Annotated in this window: 13 protein-coding genes; all 13 read left to right on the forward strand. The window is 72.7% G+C overall.

Features of this window, described 5'->3' with window-relative positions; translation table 11 throughout:
• Positions 1-73: 73 nt before the first annotated feature.
• The 13 genes from ACFZCP_RS04790 to ACFZCP_RS04850 all read left to right on the forward strand — a co-directional run bounded on the left by ACFZCP_RS04790 (position 74) and on the right by ACFZCP_RS04850 (position 18,827).
• Positions 74-2,905 carry an FAD-linked oxidase C-terminal domain-containing protein gene (locus ACFZCP_RS04790; RefSeq protein WP_391424048.1) on the forward strand — a complete coding sequence of 944 codons (2,832 nt, stop codon included), beginning with the start codon at positions 74-76 and terminating at the stop codon, positions 2,903-2,905.
• Between the two features lie 86 nt (positions 2,906-2,991).
• On the forward strand, positions 2,992-4,113 hold the full coding sequence (locus ACFZCP_RS04795) for a peptidoglycan bridge formation glycyltransferase FemA/FemB family protein (RefSeq protein ID WP_391424050.1): 1,122 nt from the start codon (positions 2,992-2,994) through the stop codon (positions 4,111-4,113).
• A 123-nt stretch (positions 4,114-4,236) separates the two neighbouring features.
• Positions 4,237-4,368 (forward strand): hypothetical protein, encoded by a 132-nt coding sequence (locus ACFZCP_RS04800; RefSeq protein ID WP_362681328.1) that lies wholly within the window; start codon positions 4,237-4,239, stop codon positions 4,366-4,368.
• 102 nt (positions 4,369-4,470) lie between these two features.
• Positions 4,471-6,507, forward strand: coding sequence for an ABC transporter transmembrane domain-containing protein (locus tag ACFZCP_RS04805; protein ID WP_391424052.1), 2,037 nt, complete (start codon positions 4,471-4,473; stop codon positions 6,505-6,507).
• Positions 6,508-6,681: 174 nt separating this feature from the next.
• A complete protein-coding gene (locus tag ACFZCP_RS04810) occupies positions 6,682-7,629 on the forward strand; it encodes an EamA family transporter (RefSeq protein WP_391424054.1) in 948 nt (315 codons plus the stop codon).
• A gap of 423 nt (positions 7,630-8,052) precedes the next feature.
• Positions 8,053-8,841, forward strand: coding sequence for a glycosyltransferase (locus ACFZCP_RS04815; RefSeq protein ID WP_391424055.1), 789 nt, complete (start codon positions 8,053-8,055; stop codon positions 8,839-8,841).
• A gap of 459 nt (positions 8,842-9,300) precedes the next feature.
• A complete protein-coding gene (locus ACFZCP_RS04820; RefSeq protein WP_391424057.1) occupies positions 9,301-10,095 on the forward strand; it encodes a TIGR03084 family metal-binding protein in 795 nt (264 codons plus the stop codon).
• The gene (locus ACFZCP_RS04825; RefSeq protein ID WP_391424059.1) at positions 10,092-11,807 is read left to right on the forward strand and encodes an acyclic terpene utilization AtuA family protein; all 1,716 of its coding nucleotides are present in this window, start codon (positions 10,092-10,094) and stop codon (positions 11,805-11,807) included. The genes ACFZCP_RS04820 and ACFZCP_RS04825 overlap by 4 nt, the downstream gene beginning before the upstream one ends.
• A complete protein-coding gene (locus ACFZCP_RS04830; RefSeq protein WP_391424061.1) occupies positions 11,804-13,402 on the forward strand; it encodes a carboxyl transferase domain-containing protein in 1,599 nt (532 codons plus the stop codon). The genes ACFZCP_RS04825 and ACFZCP_RS04830 overlap by 4 nt, the downstream gene beginning before the upstream one ends.
• 8 nt (positions 13,403-13,410) lie before the next feature.
• Positions 13,411-15,258 carry a biotin carboxylase N-terminal domain-containing protein gene (locus ACFZCP_RS04835; RefSeq protein ID WP_391424063.1) on the forward strand — a complete coding sequence of 616 codons (1,848 nt, stop codon included), beginning with the start codon at positions 13,411-13,413 and terminating at the stop codon, positions 15,256-15,258.
• Positions 15,259-15,338: 80 nt separating this feature from the next.
• Positions 15,339-16,499, forward strand: coding sequence for an acyl-CoA dehydrogenase family protein (locus ACFZCP_RS04840; RefSeq protein ID WP_391424065.1), 1,161 nt, complete (start codon positions 15,339-15,341; stop codon positions 16,497-16,499).
• 25 nt (positions 16,500-16,524) lie between these two features.
• On the forward strand, positions 16,525-18,093 hold the full coding sequence (locus ACFZCP_RS04845; RefSeq protein ID WP_391424067.1) for an AMP-binding protein: 1,569 nt from the start codon (positions 16,525-16,527) through the stop codon (positions 18,091-18,093).
• Positions 18,090-18,827 carry an enoyl-CoA hydratase family protein gene (locus ACFZCP_RS04850; RefSeq protein ID WP_391424069.1) on the forward strand — a complete coding sequence of 246 codons (738 nt, stop codon included), beginning with the start codon at positions 18,090-18,092 and terminating at the stop codon, positions 18,825-18,827. The genes ACFZCP_RS04845 and ACFZCP_RS04850 overlap by 4 nt, the downstream gene beginning before the upstream one ends.
• The last annotated feature ends 1 nt before the right edge of the window (position 18,828 follow it).

Raw genomic sequence — 18,828 nt, forward strand, 5'->3', positions numbered from 1 at the left:
AGTTGTACGACGATATGCGTGCTGCTGTGGACAAGTCCGGGTGACTGAGCGTGAGCGGATGCATCCTGGACGCATGACGGATCTCTCGGGCCTGGAGACGGAGCTGCGCGGGATCGTCCGGGGTGAGGTCGGCTTCGACGTCACCGCACGGGCGCTCGTGACCATGGACGCGTCCAACTACCGGCGTGTCCCGGCGGGGGTGGTGGCCCCGTGGGACGCCGACGACGTGGCGGCGGTGCTGGAGGTGTGCCGGGCGCGCGGCGTGCCGGTGGTGGCGCGCGGCGGCGGCACGTCGATCGCGGGGCAGGCGACCGGCACGGGCGTGGTCCTGGACTTCACCCGGCACATGAACGGGCTGCTGGAGCTGGACCCGGGCACGCGCACGGCCGTCGTGCAGCCCGGCCTGGTCCTCGACCGCCTCCAGGAGGCCGCCGCCCCGCACGGCCTGCGCTTCGGCCCCGACCCGTCCACCCACAGCCGGTGCACGCTAGGCGGAATGATCGGCAACAACTCCTGCGGCTCGCATTCGGTCGCCTGGGGGACCACCGCGGACAGTGTGCGGGAGCTGTCCGTCCTCACCGCGCGCGGGCAGCGGCTGCGGCTCGGGACGCAGTGGGCCGGCGCTCCCGACGGGCTGCGGGCCCTGGCCGAGGGCGACCTGGCCCGTCTGCGCACGGGCTTTCCGGAACTGCCCCGCCGTATCTCCGGCTACGCCCTGGACGCCCTGCTGCCCGAGAAGGGCGCCGACGTCGCCCGCTCCTTCTGCGGCTCCGAGGGCACCCTCGGCATCCTGACCGAGGCGGTCGTAGGGCTGGTGCAGGCCCCGCGCGCACGGGCCCTCGCGGTGCTGGCGTACGGCGACGAGTCCGGTGCCGCCGAGGCCGCCGCCGGACTCCTGCCGTTGGGCCCGCTGACGGTGGAGGGCATGGCGGCCGACCTGGTGCGCTCGCCGGCCGGGCTGCCCAGGGGCGGTGCCTGGCTGTTCGTGGAGACCGGTGGCCGGACGACGGCCGAGGCACACGCGCGTGCGGAGGCGATCGTCCGCGCGGCCGACGTCGTCGACTCCCTCCTGGTGACGGACGCGGCGGCCCAGCGCGCCCTGTGGCGCATCCGCGAGGACGCGAGCGGTACGGCCACGCGCCTGCCCGACGGCACGGAGGCCTGGCCCGGCTGGGAGGACTGCGCGGTGCCGCCCGCCCGGCTCGGCCCCTATCTGCGGGACTTCCGCGCCCTGCTCGGCGCCCACGGCCTGCGCGGCACCCCCTACGGCCACTTCGGCGACGGCTGCATCCACGTCCGCATCGACTTCGACCTGCTCACCGAGGCGGGCATCGGCCGCTTCCGGCGCTTCTCCGAGGAACTGGCCGACCTGGTCGTCGCCCACGGCGGCTCGCTGTCCGGGGAGCACGGCGACGGACAGGCCCGGGCGGAACTGCTGCCGCGCATGTACGGCGACGAGACGGTACGGCTCTTCGAGCGGGCCAAGGCGGTGTGGGACCCCGACGATCTGCTCAACCCCGGCATGCTGGTCCGCCCGGCCCCGCTGGACTCGGGCCTGCGCTTCTCCGTCCTGCCCCGCCGCCCGGTGGACGTGACCTTCGGATACCCGGCCGACGGCGGCGACTTCCGGGCCGCCGTCCGCCGCTGCGTCGGCGTCGCCAAGTGCCGTACGAGCACCGCGGCCGGGCCCGCCGTGATGTGCCCCTCCTTCCGGGCGACCGGCGAGGAGGAGCACTCCACACGCGGCCGGGCCCGGCTGCTGCACGAGATGCTCGCCGGTGAGCTGGTCACGGACGGCTGGCGCTCGGCACAGGTCCGCGACGCGCTGGACCTGTGCCTGTCCTGCAAGGGCTGCCGCTCGGACTGCCCGGTCGGCGTCGACATGGCCACCTACAAGGCCGAGTTCCTGCACCACCACTACGAGGGCCGGCGCCGACCGGCCGCCCACTACTCCATGGGCCGGCTGCCGCTGTGGCTGCGCTGGGTGGCCCGGACCCGCACCGCCCCGCTGCTCAACAGGCTCGCTTCCGTGCGGCTCCTGGCGCGGGCGGCGAGACGGCTCGGCGGGATCGCGGCGCAGCGGGAGATCCCGGCGATCGCGAGGGAACCCTTCAGCCGCTGGTGGCGACACCGGCAGCGGCGCACCACGGGGGACCTGCTCGTCCTGTGGCCCGACACCTTCACCGAGCACCTCTCGCCCTCGGTCGGGCAGGCGGCCGTGCGGGTGCTGGAGGACGCCGGGCTCAGAGTGGAGCTGCCCCCGTCCCGGCCGGTCGGAGGCCAGGTCTGCTGCGGCCTGACCTACGTCTCCACCGGCCAGCTCGACCGGGCCCGCGCGGTGCTGCGCCGCACGCTGGACCTGATGGAACCGGTGCTGCGCAGAGGCATTCCGGTCGTCGTCCTGGAGCCGAGCTGTGCGGCGGCCCTGCGCGGCGACCTTCCGGAACTGCTGCACGACGACCCGCGCGCGCCCCTGCTGGCCTCGGCGGTCCTCACCTTCGCCGAGGCGCTCGAACGGCACGCGCCCGGCTGGACCCCGCCCGCCGTGGACCGCCCGGTCGCCGGGCAGACCCACTGCCACCAGCATGCGGTCCTGGGCGACGGAGCAGATCGCGCACTGCGGACCGCCGCGGGCCTGACCGGCGAGCTGAGCGGCGGCTGCTGCGGCCTCGCGGGCAACTTCGGCTTCGAACAGGGCCACTTCGAGGTGTCGAAGTCCTGCGCGGAGGAGCAACTCCTGCCGTCGGTCCGGCAAGCGCCGAAGGACGCGCTGATCCTCGCGGACGGCTTCTCCTGCCGGACCCAGCTGGAACAGCTGGCCGGGATCCGGGGGCGGCATCTGGCGGAGGTTCTGGCGGAGGCGCTGGAGGCACCGGAAGGGAGACGCGGGCCGGGAAGCGAGTGAGAGTACGGCCGTTCGGCGGTCCTCCCGGCGGGGAGGGCCGGTCTTCTTAGAGTGAGGGGATCAGCGACCTCGAAGGAGTTCCGCGTATGACCTTCACCCTTCGCCCCATCAGCCGTGCCGAGCACCTGGACTTCGTGGCCTCCCTGCCCTCGGCCAGCCACATGCAGCTGCCGTCGTGGGGGGACGTGAAGCCCGACTGGCAGGCGGAGAGCCTGGGCTGGTTCGACGGGGCCGGGCGGCCGGCCGGTGTCGGGCTGGTGCTGCTGCGGCCCCTGCCGAAGGTGAAGCGGTATCTGGCCTATCTGCCCGAAGGGCCCGTCATCGACTGGCACGCGCCGGACCTGGAGCGTTGGCTGGAGCCGATGCTCGCGTACCTCAAGCGCCGGGGCGCCTTCTCGGTGAAGATGGGGCCGCCCGTGGTGGCGCGGCGGTGGAGCCCCGAGGCGGTCAAGGCCGCGATCGCCGACCCCGGCGCACACCGGCTGCGGGACGTGGAGGCGACGTCGTACGAGCCGGGCGCCGGGCAACTTGCCGAGCGGCTGCGCGGCCTGGGCTGGCGGCAGGCCGAGCCCGGCGGTGAGGAGGGCTTCGCCGCGGGCCAGCCCCGGTACGTGTGCCAGATCCCGTTCGCCGGGCGGTCGCTGGAGGACATCCACCGAGGGCTCAACCAGCAGTGGCGGCGCAACATCAAGAAGGCCGAGAAAGCGGGCGTGAAGGTCGTGCGCGGGGGCTACGAGGACCTGCCTGCCTTCTACGGCCTGTATGCCGAGACCGCCGAGCGCGACCGGTTCATCGCGCGCCCGCTGCCGTACTTCCAGCGCATGTGGACGGCCCTGGCCGCCGAACACCCCGACCGGATGCGCCTCTACCTCGCCCACCACGAGGGCGACGTCCTCGCCGCCGCCACCATGCTGATCGTCGGCGGCCACGTCTGGTACTCCTACGGAGCCTCCACCGGCCGCAAGCGCGAGGTCCAGCCCAACAACGCCATGCAGTGGCGGATGATGGCCGACGCCCATGAACTCGGCGCCCACGTCTACGACTTCCGGGGCATCACCGACACCCTGGAGGAGTCCAACCACCTGCTGGGGCTGCTCCGCTTCAAGGTGGGCGCGGGTGGCGAGGCCGTGGAGTACGTGGGCGAGTGGGACTTCCCGCTGAACCGCCTGCTGCACAGGGCACTCGACGTCTACATGGCCCGCCGCTGAGCACCCTCAAGCAATTCTCAGGTATTCCAAGGGCAATCACAGGGCACCTGTGTAGCTTCTTCGGTGTCGGGAGCCGGACACGGAATTCCCGGACCGAGGAACTACGAAAAAACAGGAGTAGGAATGAGCTTCAAGAAGCTGGCCCCGCTGCCCCCCAAGCCCAGGTCGAAGCAGCTTCCGCCGCCGCCGAAGCCGAAGCCGAAGAAGCACGCGCACAAGCCGCTGCCCAAGCCGCTGCCCGGCCGGGACCACTGATCCGACGCTGAGCAGGAAGGGGCCGACGGTGCACCGTCGGCCCCTTCCTCATGGGTTCCCAGATTACGGCGGGACCGGTGAAAGAAAGCGGAGGAAATGTGTATGGAAATCGATGAGATCGATACGGGCGAGGAATTCGAACGCGAGGACACCCCCACCATTCCCGCCCGCACCGCGTTCCGTCGTTTCTGGCCGCTGACCAGAGGGCTGCGGCGCCGGCTGCTCCTCGTCTGGGTGTGCACGGTGATCGCGGCGCTCGCCGAGACCGAGGCCGTCCTGCTCTTCGGCGACCTCACCGACCACGCCCTGCAACAGGGTTCGCTCGGCGCGTTCTGGGCCCCGGCCGTCAAGTGGCTGGGCGTCGCCGTGGTCGGCGCGCTGGTCGCGTACGCGGGCAACTCCCTGGCCGCGTGGGTGACCGAACGCTTCGTGATGCGGCTGCGCGAGCACGTCTTCGACCATGTCCAGCAACTGCCGCCGCACTTCTTCCAGCGTCACCGCCAGGGCGATCTGCTCTCCCGCCTGACCGGAGACGTCGAGGCGATCGAGACGATGGTCGTCTCCGGTCTGGTGGGCGCCGCCTCGGCCGCCTTCTCCGCCCTCTTCTACGCGGCCGCCGCGTTCTGGCTGCGCTGGGACCTGGCGGCCGCCACCTTCGTCCTCGCCCCCCTGTTCTGGCTGGCCGCGCGCCGCTTCTCCGGCTCCATCAAGGACGTCGCCCGCGCGGGCCGGGTCGCCGACGGCGCGATCACCTCCGTGGTCGAGGAGTCCCTCGGCAACATCGTGCTCACCCAGGCGTACGGCCGCCGGGACGCCGAGCGCCGGCGGCTGCGCCGGGAGGCGAACGCCTGGTTCCGCGCCTCGGTCCGCTCCACCCGGCTGGGCGAGGCCTACGAGCAGCTCGTCCAGGTCATCGAGACGGTCTGCGTGCTCGCCGTGATCGGCATCGGCGCCTGGGAGATCTCCACCGGCCGGATGACGCTCGGCCAGCTGCTCGCCTTCGCCGCGTTCCTCGGCTACCTCTACCCACCCGTGCGGGGCCTGGCCCAGCTCGGGCTCACGGTCACCGCGGCCACGGCGGGTGCCGAGCGGCTGATCGAGATCCTGGACGCGAGGCCCTCGGTCACCGACCCCCGGCACGGCACCGGGGCCGGCCGCCCGGACGGCACGGTCGAGGTGCGGGACGTCTCCTTCCGCTACCCCGGCGCCGACAGGACCGCCCTCGAAGGCCTGTCCTTCACCGTCAGCCCCGGCGAACTGGTGATCATCACCGGCCCGAGCGGCGCCGGGAAGTCCACCGTCTCCAAACTCCTGCTCCGCTTCTACGACCCGGACGCGGGAGACGTCCTCCTGGACGGTGTGCCTCTGCGCGACTTCCCGCTGGCCCGTCTGCGCGAGTACGTGACCCTGCTCCCGCAGGAGACCCTCGTCCTGCACGACACCGTCCGCGCCAACATCGCCTGTGGCCGCCCCGGCGCCAGCGACCGGGCGATCGTGGAGGCGGCCCGGGCGGCCGACGCGCACGACTTCGTCGTCCGGCTCCCCGACGGCTACGACACCGCGGTCGACCCCAACTCGGCCCGGCTGTCCGGCGGTCAGCTCCAGCGCCTGGCCATCGCGCGCGCCATCCTGCGCGACGCGCCGGTACTGGTCCTGGACGAGCCGACCACCGGCCTGGACGCGATGTCCGCCCGCCGCGTGGTCAAGCCACTGCGCCGGCTGATGGCGGGCCGTACGACGATCATGATCACGCACGACCTCAACCTCGCCCCCGACGCCGACCGCATCCTCGTCGTCGACCGTGGCCGCATCGTCGAGACCGGCCGCCACGAGGAACTGCTCGCGCGGGGCGGGGCCTACGCGCGGCTGCACCGTTCGCAGAACAACGCGTCCATGGACACGGGCGAACTGCGGCTGCCGCTGTTCGAGGAGGAGCCGCCACCCGCGCCGGGACAGGCGACGGGGTATGCACACGCACCCGAACACGGCGGGGCGTACGGCTTCGGGGCGTACGGCTTCGGGACATACGACTCCGGGACATACGACTCCGGGCCGGACAACTCCGGGTCGTACGGTTCCGGATCGTATGGTTCCGGCCCGTACGCCGCCGCCCGGGAGCAGCCGTGGCCCGGTGGGTGAGGGCGGCCGGGGACCGGAATGTGAGAGGGGTCGGGGCCCGGTATCCGAGAGGGGCGCATCTCACCATCCAGGACAGTTCCATCAGCGGTTCACACCCCTGACGAAGTCCATTACCCTGGACTCGGTAGTACATGGAGATGCACATGATCTGATTCGAGCCAGCACAGGACCGCCGTGAGCACCGTCAACACCCCCAGCGCCGCCGCCCCGACGTCATCGACGCCGCCGCAGTCCCCGGGCACCCCCGGCCGCCCAGGCTCGCTGGGTTCCGTCGGCCTGGTGCTGGCCGGTGGCATCTCGGTGCAGTTCGGCGGCGCCCTCGCGGTGACGCTGATGCCGAGGGCCGGTGCCCTCGGAGTCGTCACCCTGCGCCTGCTCGCGGCGGCGGTCGTCCTCCTGCTGGTCTGCCGTCCCCGGCTGCGCGGCCACTCCCGCACCGACTGGGGCACGGTGATCGTCTTCGGTATCACCATGGGCGCGATGAACGGCCTCTTCTACGAGGCGGTGGCCCGCATCCCCCTCGGGCCTGCCGTCACCCTGGAGGTCCTCGGCCCCCTGACCCTGTCCGTCCTGGCCTCCCGCCGCGCGATCAACGCGCTCTGGGCGGGGCTGGCCCTCGCGGGCGTGTTCCTGCTCGGCGGCGGAGGCTTCAGCGACCTCGATCCCACGGGTGTCGCCTTTGCCCTGGGCGCCGGCGCCATGTGGGCGGCGTACATCGTCTTCAGCGCGCGTACGGGCCGCCGCTTCCCGCAGGCGGACGGCCTGGCGCTGGCCATGGCGATCGCGGCCCTGCTCTTCCTCCCCCTCGGCGTCGTCGAGGCCGGCAGCCGGCTCCTCGACCCCACGACCGTCGCCCTCGGCTCGGCAGTGGCCCTGCTCTCCTCGGTCCTGCCCTACACCCTCGAACTCCTGGCCCTGCGCCGCCTGCCGGCGTCCACCTTCGCCATCCTGATGAGCCTGGAGCCGGCCATCGCGGCGACGGCCGGATTCCTGATCCTCGACCAGGCCCTGTCCGCCGCCGAGGCCGCCGCGATCGCCCTGGTCATCGGCGCGAGCATCGGCGCGGTGCGCACCCAGGTGGGCCGGGGCAAGGTGCCGCCCCTTCCGGCCGAGGGCCAGTAACCGGGGATCGGCGGCAGCTCCGCCAGGAAGCCGACGGCCGGGTCCACGACGTCGGGGGCGAACATCTCCGCGGACGACTCGTCGTAGCGCGCCGCGACCGACTCTCCGAAGTAACCGTCGCCATCGAGCATCGCACGACGGTACTGCGCCGACTGCCCGCACCGCGGCCCGATTTCCGGCCCGTGCACCAAAGACCCGGACCCGGCGTCGTCCCGGCTCCCGCCCGGGCCCGACCGGCAGGGGACGGGCAAGGGGGACGGGCCAGGGAGAACGGGTGAGGGGACGGGCAAGGGGACGTACAGGGAGGCGGTCGAGGTGAAGCGCAGGGGGACGGGCAGGGGGACGGGTGAGGGCCGCGGGGATGATGGGATGACCGTCGGCGGGCCCCTCGCAGCGCTGTGCGAATCCTGATGAAAGGTCCTCATGAACATCGTCTCGGTCGTGACTCCTGTGCACGGCGACGCCGCGCGCTTCCTTCCCGACGCGTACGCGTCCCTGCTCTCCCAGGACCTTCCCGACGGGTGGTCATGGGAGTGGTGCGTGCAGGAGGACGGGAGCGGCGTCCGTGCGCGGTCGCATCTCCCGGCGGACGATCCGCGCGTCCGGATCTCGGCGTCGCGGGCCGGCGGCCCGCACGTGGCGCGAACGATGGCGTTCGCCCGGTCGACAGGCGCCTACGTCAAGACCCTGGACTCCGACGACCAGCTCGCCCCGGGGGCTCTCGCGCGCGATGTCGCCGTACTGGAGGAGCACCCCGAGGTGGGCTGGACCACCTCCCGGGTCGTGGATCTCCTGGAGGACGGCAGCACCGTGTCGTTCGAGCTCAGCGATCCGCAGCCGGGCCGGCTTCCCCGGGGAAGCGCCTTCGGTTTCTGGGCCGAGCACCGTCGCCCTCAGGTCCACCCCGCCACCCTGTGCGTCCGGCGCTCTCTGATGGCACTGCTGGGCGGGTGGATGGCCCTGCCCGCCTCGGGCGACACCGGACTTCTCCTCGGTCTGGACGCACTGGCCGACGGATGGTTCCTCGGCGACACCGGATTGGTGTACCGCAAGCACGGCGGTCAGATCACAGCGCACCCTCAGCACCGCAACGGGGATGAGTGGGAGGCGCGCATGTCGTTGATCCGGGAGCACGCGGAGGCTCTGCGGGCCTGGGCCGGCGGCACGCCTTCCGCAGCCCCGCGTGCCGAAGGCGGCGGCCCGTCCCTCTGACACCGCCGCCTGCGACGGTACGTCACATTCGGTGCATGGCCCCCATGTTCGGGTGCCCGGCCGCGAGGCGCGCCCACCGAGGGCGAGGGACGAATGGACGCGGCAACCGTCATCGCGCGGCCGGTCCCGTATCGCGCCGCCGGCTCCGCGAAGGCGGACCCGCGCCGCGGCGGGGCAAAATGGACCAAGAGGGGTGAAGCCAGTGACCCCCAGCGCGACCCCGCACCCGCCGGTGGAAGCCGTGTGACGGGGTGGCCGCCGGTGGAAACGGCGTGGTGGAGAGGCCGGCGGTGGATGCGTGCGAGGGAGAAGCCGCTGGTGGAAGCCGTGTGACGGGGAGGCCGCCGGTGGAAGCCGTGTGACGGAGGCGTGGCGGGGGAGGGCGGCAGCGGCCGGCTTCCGGCCGAATTCATGCAAGCACGCTTGATTGTTTCTGGCGGCGCTGCCATGCTCCCCTCCATGTCCGACCCGACGCCCGTCTTTGACGACCTGCGTGAGGAAACCGAAGAACTCGACCGGCTGGTAGCCGAGTTGACCGAGGAGCGGTGGGCGCTCGCAACGCCCGCGCCACGCTGGACCATCGCCCACCAGATCGCCCATCTGCACTGGACCGACAAGGCCGCACTGCTCGCCGTGACGGACCAGGACGGATTCCAGGAGGCCGCGAAGCAGGCGCTCGCCGCCCCCGACACCTTCGTGGACGACGCCGCCGAGGAGGGCGCCCGGCTCCGGCCCGCCGAGCTGCTGTCCCGCTGGCGGGAGGGCCGCACCGCGCTGGACACGGCGCTCAGGGCGGCACCGGGCGGCACCCGGTTCCCCTGGTTCGGGCCGCCCATGTCGGCCGCCTCCATGGCCACCGGCCGTCTCATGGAGACCTGGGCCCACGGCCAGGACGTCGCGGACACCCTCGGTGTGGTCCGCGCACCCACCGACCGGCTCCGGCATGTGGTCCGCATCGGGGTGCGTGCCCGCGACTTCGCCTTCGGGGTGCGCGGACTGCCCGTGCCCCAGGAGGAGTTCCGCGTCGAGCTGACCGCCCCGTCCGGCGAGGTGTGGAGCTACGGACCGGCCGAGGCCCGCCAGCGCGTCACCGGCCCCGCCCTCGACTTCTGCCTCCTGGTCACCCAGCGCGCCCACCGCACCGACCTGGCCCTGACCGCCGAGGGCCCCGACGCCGACCGCTGGCTCGGCATCGCCCAGGCCTTCGCGGGCCCGCCCGGCACCGGCCGCCCGCCGAAGGAGAGCGCCCGGTGAACCCGTTGCGCATCGGCAACTTCTCCGGCTTCTACGGCGACCGCGCCGACGCCCTGCGCGAGATGCTCACCGGCGGCGAGGTCGACGTCCTCACCGGCGACTACCTCGCCGAGCTGACCATGCTGATCCTCGGCCGGGACCGGCTGAAGGACCCGGCCGCCGGCTACGCCCGCACCTTCCTGCGCCAGCTGGAGGACTGCCTCGGCATCGCCCACGAGCGCGGGGTGCGGATCGTCACCAACGCGGGCGGCCTCAACCCGGCCTCGCTCGCCGACGCCGTACGGCAGTTGGCCGGCCGGCTCGGCATCCCGGTCCGGGTCGCCCACGTCGAGGGCGACGACCTCGCCCCGGCCCTCCCCCAGGTTCTCGACTCCGCCCGACCAGGGGGGACCCCCACCGGCACCCTCGCCGCCCATGCCTACCTCGGCGGCTTCGGCATCGCGGAGTGCCTGCGCTTTGGCGCCGACGTCGTGATCACCGGCCGGGTGACCGACGCGGCGCTCGTCACCGGGCCCGCCGCCGCCCACTTCGGCTGGCAGCCCGGGGAGTACGACCGCCTCGCGGGCGCCGTCGTCGCCGGGCATGTGCTGGAGTGCGGGACGCAGGCCACCGGAGGCAACTACGCCTTCTTCGGGGAGGGGGACGTCCGCCGTCCCGGGTTCCCGCTCGCCGAGATCCACGCGGACGGCACCGCCGTCATCACCAAGCACCCCGGCACCGGCGGTTTCGTCGACGTCGGTACGGTCACCGCCCAGCTGCTGTACGAGACGGGCGGCGCCCGCTACCTCGGCCCCGACGTCACCACCCGGCTGGACACCGTACGGCTGAGCCAGGACGGGCCGGACCGGGTGCGGATCGAGGGCGTGCGCGGAGAGGCGCCCCCGCCGACCCTCAAGGTGGGGCTCAACCGGCTCGGCGGCCACCGCAACGAGGTCACCTTCGTCCTCACCGGACTCGACATCGAGGCCAAGGCGGCCCTCGTGCGCGAGCAGCTGACGGACGCGCTCGCCAAGTCGCCGCCCGCCGAGGTCCGGTGGGACCTCGTCCGCACCGACCGGGCCGACGCCGACACCGAGGAGAGGGCGAGCGCGCTGCTGCGGCTCGTCGTACGGGACCCGGACCAGCAGGTCGTCGGGCGCGCCCTGACCGGGGCCGCCGTGGAGCTGGCGCTGGCCAGCTACCCCGGCTTCCATGTGCTGGCCCCACCCGGAAAGGGCGCTCCCTATGGGGTCTTCGAGGATGTGTACGTGCCCCAGGGCGCCGTCGACCATGTGGCCGTCCTCCCGGACAACCGCCGGGTGAGTGTGACGCCTGCCCAGGACACCCTCGTACCCGAGGACGTACCGCGGCCGCCCCTGCCCGACCCGCTTGTGCCCGGGCCGGTCCGTCGTGCCCCGCTCGGCCTGGTCGCCGGCGCCCGCAGCGGGGACAAGGGCGGCAACGCCAACGTCGGCGTCTGGGCCCGCAGCGACGACGCCTGGCGGTGGCTCGCCCACGAGCTGACCTGCGAGCGCTTCCGGCAGCTCCTCCCCGAGAGCCGGGACCTGCCCGTCACCCGGCACCTGCTGCCGAACCTGCGCGCCGTCAACTTCGTCGTGGAGGGCATCCTCGGCGCGGGCGTCGCCGCCCAGCACCGCTTCGACCCGCAGGCCAAGGCCCTCGGCGAATGGCTTCGCTCCCGCCACCTGGACATCCCGGAGGCCCTGCTGTGACGGTCCTTTCCTCCGCCCTGGACATCAACGCCCCGGACTACCGGAGCCATCGCGAGGCCATGCTCGGCAGGCTCGCCGACCTGGAGGCCGAGCACGCCAAGGCCCTCGCGGGCGGCGGCGAGAAGTACGTCCAGCGGCACCGGGGGCGGGGCAAGCTGCTCGCCCGCGAGCGCATCGAGCTGCTCCTCGACCCGGACACCCCGTTCCTGGAGCTGTCCCCGCTGGCCGCCTGGGGCAGCGACTACACCATCGGCGCCTCCCTGGTCACCGGGATCGGCGTGGTCGAGGGCGTGGAGTGCCTGATCACCGCCAACGACCCGACCGTGCGCGGCGGCGCCAGCAACCCCTGGAGCCTGAAGAAGGCCCTGCGCGCCAACGACATCGCGCTCGCCAACCGGCTGCCCTGCATCAGCCTGGTGGAGTCCGGGGGCGCCGACCTGCCGTCCCAGAAGGAGATCTTCATCCCGGGCGGCGCCATCTTCCGCGACCTCACCCGGCTGTCCGCCGCCGGCATCCCGACCATCGCCGTCGTCTTCGGCAACTCCACCGCCGGCGGCGCCTACGTCCCCGGCATGTCCGACCACGTGATCATGGTCAAGGAGCGGGCGAAGGTGTTCCTCGGCGGGCCGCCTCTGGTGAAGATGGCGACCGGCGAGGAGAGCGACGACGAGTCGCTGGGCGGCGCGGAGATGCACGCGCGCGTGTCGGGCCTCGCCGACCACTTCGCCGTGGACGAGCAGGACGCGCTGCGCCAGGCCCGCCGCGTGGTCGCCCGCCTCAACCACCGCAAGGCGTACGAGGATCCGGGCCCGGCGGCCCCGCCCGAGTACGACCCGGAGGAGCTGCTCGGCATCGTCCCCGGCGACCTGAAGATCCCGTTCGACCCGCGCGAGGTCATCGCCCGGATCGTCGACGCCTCCGACTTCGACGAGTTCAAGCCGCTGTACGGCACGAGCCTCGCCACCGGCTGGGCGAGCCTGCACGGCCACCCCGTCGGCATCCTGGCCAACGCCCAGGGCGTCCTGTTCAGCGAGGAGTCGCAGAAGGCCGCCCAGTTCATCCAGCTCGCCAACCAGCGGGACATCCCCCTGCTCTTCCTGCACAACACCACCGGCTACATGGTCGGCAAGGAGTACGAGCAGGGCGGCATCGTCAAACACGGCGCGATGATGATCAACGCGGTGAGCAACAGCCGCGTGCCCCACCTGTCCGTCCTCATGGGAGCCTCCTACGGCGCCGGGCACTACGGCATGTGCGGGCGGGCCTACGACCCCCGCTTCCTGTTCACCTGGCCCAGCGCCAAGTCGGCCGTCATGGGCCCCCAGCAGCTCGCGGGCGTGCTCTCGATCGTCGCCCGGCAGTCGGCGGCGGCGAAGGGCGCGCCGTACGACGAGGACGCGGACGCGGCCCTGCGCGCCATGGTGGAGCAGCAGATCGAGTCCGAGTCGCTGCCGATGTTCCTGTCCGGGCGGCTGTACGACGACGGCGTCATCGACCCGCGCGACACCCGCACCGTCCTCGGCCTGTGTCTGTCCGCCATCCACACCGCCCCCTACGAGGGCGCGCGCGGCGGCTTCGGCGTCTTCCGGATGTGAGGAATCACGTGATTTCGACCGTACTCGTCGCCAACCGGGGCGAGATCGCCTGCCGGATCTTCCGCACCTGCGCCGAGCTGGGAATCCGGACGGTCGCCGTGCACTCGGACGCGGACGAGAACGCGCTGCACGCGCGCGTGGCCGACACCGCGGTGCGGCTGCCGGGGGCGACGCCCGCCCAGACGTATCTGCGCGGCGACCTGATCGTGAAGGCGGCCCTGGCCGCCGGCGCGGACGCCGTGCACCCCGGATACGGCTTCCTGTCCGAGAACCCCGAGTTCGCCCGCGCCGTCCTCGACGCCGGCCTGCTGTGGATCGGCCCGCCGCCGGAGGCGATCGAGGCGATGGCGTCCAAGACACGCGCCAAGGAGCTGATGGGGCTCGCGCCCCTGGGCGAGGTCACCGAGGCCGACCTGCCCGTGCTGGTGAAGGCCGCCGCGGGCGGCGGGGGGCGCGGCATGCGGATCGTGCGCCGCCTTCAGGACCTGCAGACCGCGCTGGACGGCGCGCGCGCCGAGGCCGCGAGCGCCTTCGGCGACGGCGAGGTCTTCGTCGAGCCCTACATCGAACAGGGCCGCCACGTCGAGGTGCAGATCCTCGCCGACACCCACGGCACGGTCTGGACGCTCGGCACCCGCGACTGCTCCCTCCAGCGCCGCCACCAGAAGGTGATCGAGGAGGCACCCGCGCCGGGTCTGCCGTCCGAACTCACCGAGGAGCTCTACGCGCTGGCCGCCCGCGCGGCCGGCGCCGTCGCCTACGTCGGCGCCGGCACCGTCGAGTTCCTGGTCGCCGACGGCAGGGCCCACTTCCTGGAGATGAACACCCGCCTCCAGGTCGAACACCCCGTCACGGAGGCGGTCTTCGGCCTCGACCTGGTCGCCGAACAGATCCGCATCGCCGAGGGCCACGCCCTCCCGGCCGACCCGCCCCGCGCCCAGGGCCACGCCGTGGAGGCCCGCCTGTACGCGGAGGACCCGGCCCACGACTGGGCCCCGCAGACCGGCACCCTGCACCGCCTCGCCGTACCCGGCGGAGTCCGCCTGGACACGGGCTACACCGACGGCGACGAGATCGGCGTCCACTACGACCCGATGCTCGCCAAGGCCGTCGCCCACGCGCCCACGCGTGCCGAGGCGCTCCGCAAGCTCGCCGGAGCCCTGGAACGGGCAGCGCTCCACGGCCCGGTCACCAACCGCGACCTGCTGGTCCGCTCGCTGCGGCACGCCGAGTTCGCCGGCGCCCGGATGGACACCGCCTTCTACGACCGCCACCTGCCCGAGCTGACCGCACCCGCCACCGACCCCTTCGCGCCCCTCGCCGCGGCCCTGGCCGACGCCCACGCCCGTTCCCGCTTCGGCGGCTGGCGCAACGTGCCCTCGCAGCCGCAGGTCAAGCGGTACGCGATGGCGGCGGAGGAGCACGAGGTCCGCTACCGGCACACCCGGCAGGGCCTTTCCGCCGACGGGGTACGGGTCGTGCACGCCGACGCCCGTCTGGTCGTCCTCGACGTGGACGGCGTCCGGCGGCGCTTCGAGATCGCCCGCTACGGCGACCAGGTCCACGTCAACTCCACCGCTCTCACCGCCCTGCCCCGCTTCCCCGACCCCACGGACCAGCCGGTCCCCGGCTCCCTGCTGGCCCCGATGCCCGGCACGGTCGTCCGCATCGCCGAGGACCTCACCGAAGGCACCCCGGTACAGGCTGGCCAGCCCCTGATCTGGCTGGAGGCGATGAAGATGCAGCACCAGATCTCGGCACCGGTCGCAGGCACACTGACGGCCCTCCCGGTAGCTCCTGGACAGCAAGTGGAGGTGGGGACGCTCTTGGCGGTGGTCGAGAGCAGCCAACCCTAGGGGCCCGGGGCCGTATCGATATGCGGCTGCCGCCGCGCGAGCGCGAGCAACCACACACCACCCGCACGCGGAGGAATCGCATGACCACCCTCATCGAGTCCGAAGAGCACCAGGCACTACGCGAAGCAGTGGCCGCCCTCGGCAAGCGCTACGGCCGCGACTACCTCACCCGCACCGTCGCCGCAGGAAAACCCCTCACCGAACTCTGGTCCGAGGCAGGCAAACTCGGCTACCTCGGCGTCAACCTCCCCGAGGAGTACGGCGGCGGAGGCAGCGGCATCGCCGAACTCTCCATCGTCCTGGAGGAGCTGGGCGCCGCCGGCTCCCCCCTCCTCATGCTCGTCGTCTCTCCTGCCATCTGCGGCACGGTCATCTCCCGCTTCGGCACCGAGGAGCAGAAGCGCGCCTGGCTGCCCGCAATAGCGGACGGCACCCGCCTCATGGCCTTCGGCATCACCGAACCCGACGCCGGCTCCAACTCCCACCGCATCACCACCACCGCCCGCAGGGACGGCGCCGACTGGATCCTCACCGGCCGCAAGGTCTTCATCTCCGGTGTCGACATGGCCGACGCCGTCCTGATCGTCGGCCGCACCGAGGACGCCCGCACCGGACGCCTCAAGCCCTGCCTGTTCATCGTCCCCACGGACGCGGAGGGCTTCCACAAGAACCCCATCGACATGGAGCTCAACGCCGCCGAGAAGCAGTTCGAGCTGGTCCTGGACGACGTACGCCTGCCCGCCGATGCTCTCGTCGGCGACGAGGACGCCGGTCTGCTCCAGCTGTTCGCCGGGCTCAACCCCGAGCGCATCATGACCGCCGCCTTCGCGATCGGCATGGGCCGCTACGCACTCTCCAAGGCCATCGAGTACGCCCGCGACCGCACCGTCTGGAAGGCCCCCATCGGCGCCCACCAGGCCATCGCCCACCCCCTCGCGCAGGCGCACATCGACCTGGAACTGGCCCGGCTGATGATGCAGAAGGCGGCCCATCTGTACGACGCGGGCGACGACGTCGGCGCGGGCGAGGCGGCCAACATGGCCAAGTACGCGGCGGGCGAGGCCTGTGTGAAGGCCGTCGACCAGGCCGTGCACACCCTCGGCGGCAACGGCCTCACGCGCGAGTTCGGGCTCGCCTCGTTGATAACGGCCTCGCGCGTGGCTCGTATTGCTCCGGTGAGCCGGGAGATGATTCTCAACTACGTTTCCCACCAGACCCTGGGCCTGCCCAAGTCGTACTAGGTCGCCGCAGCCGCTTGGAGGAACCGTGTTCCGCAGCGCGTACGCAGACGTTCCGCCCGTAGAACTGCCCATCCACGAAGCCGTCCTGGGCCGCGCCGCCGACTTCGGCGACCGGCCGGCCCTCGTCGACGGCACGGACGGCACCACCCTCACGTACGAACAAGTGGACCGGTTCCACCGGCGGGTCGCCGCCGCGCTCGCCGACGCCGGAGTGCACAAGGGCGACGTCCTCGCCCTGCACAGCCCCAACACGATCGCCTTCCCGACCGCCTTCTACGCCGCCACGCGCGCGGGCGCCTGTGTCACCACCGTGCACCCGCTCGCCACCCCCGAGGAGTTCGCCAAACAGCTCGCCGACAGCGCGGCCCGCTGGATCATCACCGCCTCCCCGCTGCTGCAGTCCGCCCGCCGGGCCGCCGAGATCGCGGGCGGGGTACGGGAGATATTCGTGTGCGACAGCGCGCCCGGACACCGCTCGCTGATCGACATGCTCGCCTCGGCCGCCCCCGAACCACGGATCGGCTTCGACCCTGCCGAGGACATCGCCGCACTGCCGTACTCCTCCGGCACCACCGGCGTCCCCAAGGGCGTGATGCTCACCCACCGGCAGATCGCCACCAACCTCGCCCAACTGGAGCCCCCCGTCCCGACGGGCCCGGGCGACCGCATCCTCGCCGTACTGCCGTTCTTCCACATCTACGGCCTGACCGCCCTCATGAACGCGCCCCTGCGCAAGGGCGCCACCGTCGTCGTCCTGCCCCGCTTCGACCTGGAGACCTTCCTCGCCGCCATCGAGAACCACCGCATCACCGGCCTGTACGTCGCCCCGCCGATCGTCCTCGCCCTCGCCAAGCACCCGGCGGTGGCCCGCTACGACCTCTCCTCCCTGAAGTACGTCATCAGCGCCGCCGCCCCGCTGGACGCGGCGCTCGCCGCCGCCTGCTCCGAACGGCTCGGCCTGCCGCCCATCGGCCAGGCCTACGGCATGACCGAACTCTCGCCCGGCACCCACGTCGTCCCGCTGGACGCCCTGCACGAGGCCCCCGCCGGCACCGTCGGCAGACTCGTCGCCGGCACCGAGATGCGGATCGTCTCCCTGGACGACCCCGGCAAGGACCTCGGCACCGGCGAGGACGGCGAGATCCTGATCCGCGGCCCGCAGGTGATGAAGGGCTACCTCGGCCGCCCCGACGCCACCGCCGCCATGATCGACCCCGAGGGCTGGCTGCACACCGGGGACGTCGGCCACGTGGACGCCGACGGCTGGCTCTTCGTCGTCGACCGGGTCAAGGAACTCATCAAGTACAAGGGCTTCCAGGTGGCCCCCGCCGAACTGGAGGCGCTGCTGCTCACCCACCCGGACATCACCGACGCCGCCGTCATCGGCGCCTTCAACGAGGACGGCAACGAGGTCCCGCACGCCTTCGTCGTCCGCCGGCCCACCGCCGACGGCCCGAGCGAGAACGAGATCATGCTCTACGTCGCCGAGCGCGTCGCGCCCTACAAACGCATACGCCGGATCACCTTCATCGACACCGTGCCCCGCGCGACCTCCGGGAAGATCCTGCGCCGACAGCTCAGGGAGCACACGTGAGCACACCGATCGGACGCACGCGCACGCGCGGCGTCGAAACCCTCAGCCTGGACGCCACCGACACCCGCAACGCGCTCTCGTCGGCGCTCGTCAACGACCTCGCGAAGGCCCTGGCCGACTGCGCCGAGGACCCCGAGGTCCGGGCCGTCGTCCTCACCCACACCGGCACCACCTTCTGCGCCGGGGCCGACCTGCGCGACCCGCCCGACCCGGACGCGCTGGTGGGCCTGCTGCGGCAGATCGTGGAACTGCCCAGGCCCGTTCTCGCCCGGGTCACCGGACACGTCCGCGCGGGCGGCCTCGGCCTGCTGGCCGCCTGCGACATCTCCGCCGCCGCGACCGGAGCCACCTTCGCCTTCACCGAGGTCCGCATCGGCGTGGCCCCCGCGGTGATCTCCCTGCCGGTCGTCCCCCGCGCCGACCCCCGCGCACTGGCCCGCTACTACCTCACCGGCGAACGCTTCGGCCCCGCCGAGGCCGTACGCCTGGGTCTGCTCACCGTCACCGGCGACGACGTGGACGACGCCCTCGCCCCCGTCCTGGACGGCCTGCGCCGCTCCTGCCCCCAGGCCCTGGCCGAGACGAAAGCGCTGCTCACGGCTAGGGTGCTGGAGACATTCGACCGGGACGCGGCGGAACTGACCGCGCTCTCGGCCCGGCTGTTCACCTCCGCCCAGGCCCGGGAGGGGATGACGGCCTTCCTCCAGAAGCGGGACGCGGCATGGGTGGTGTGAG

It is taken from the genome of Streptomyces sp. NPDC007971, assembly GCF_042958635.1.
Taxonomy (GTDB): Bacteria; Actinomycetota; Actinomycetes; order Streptomycetales; family Streptomycetaceae; genus Streptomyces.

What these genes read in the sequence shown, in the direction of transcription:
- ACFZCP_RS04790 (WP_391424048.1), top strand. Translation starts at nt 74, where the DNA reads ATGACGGATCTCTCGGGCCTGGAGACGGAGCTGCGCGGGATCGTCCGG.
- ACFZCP_RS04820 (WP_391424057.1), top strand. Translation starts at nt 9,301, where the DNA reads ATGTCCGACCCGACGCCCGTCTTTGACGACCTGCGTGAGGAAACCGAA.
- ACFZCP_RS04840 (WP_391424065.1), top strand. Translation starts at nt 15,339, where the DNA reads ATGACCACCCTCATCGAGTCCGAAGAGCACCAGGCACTACGCGAAGCA.
- ACFZCP_RS04815 (WP_391424055.1), top strand. Translation starts at nt 8,053, where the DNA reads ATGAACATCGTCTCGGTCGTGACTCCTGTGCACGGCGACGCCGCGCGC.
- ACFZCP_RS04800 (WP_362681328.1), top strand. Translation starts at nt 4,237, where the DNA reads ATGAGCTTCAAGAAGCTGGCCCCGCTGCCCCCCAAGCCCAGGTCGAAG.
- ACFZCP_RS04805 (WP_391424052.1), top strand. Translation starts at nt 4,471, where the DNA reads ATGGAAATCGATGAGATCGATACGGGCGAGGAATTCGAACGCGAGGAC.
- ACFZCP_RS04795 (WP_391424050.1), top strand. Translation starts at nt 2,992, where the DNA reads ATGACCTTCACCCTTCGCCCCATCAGCCGTGCCGAGCACCTGGACTTC.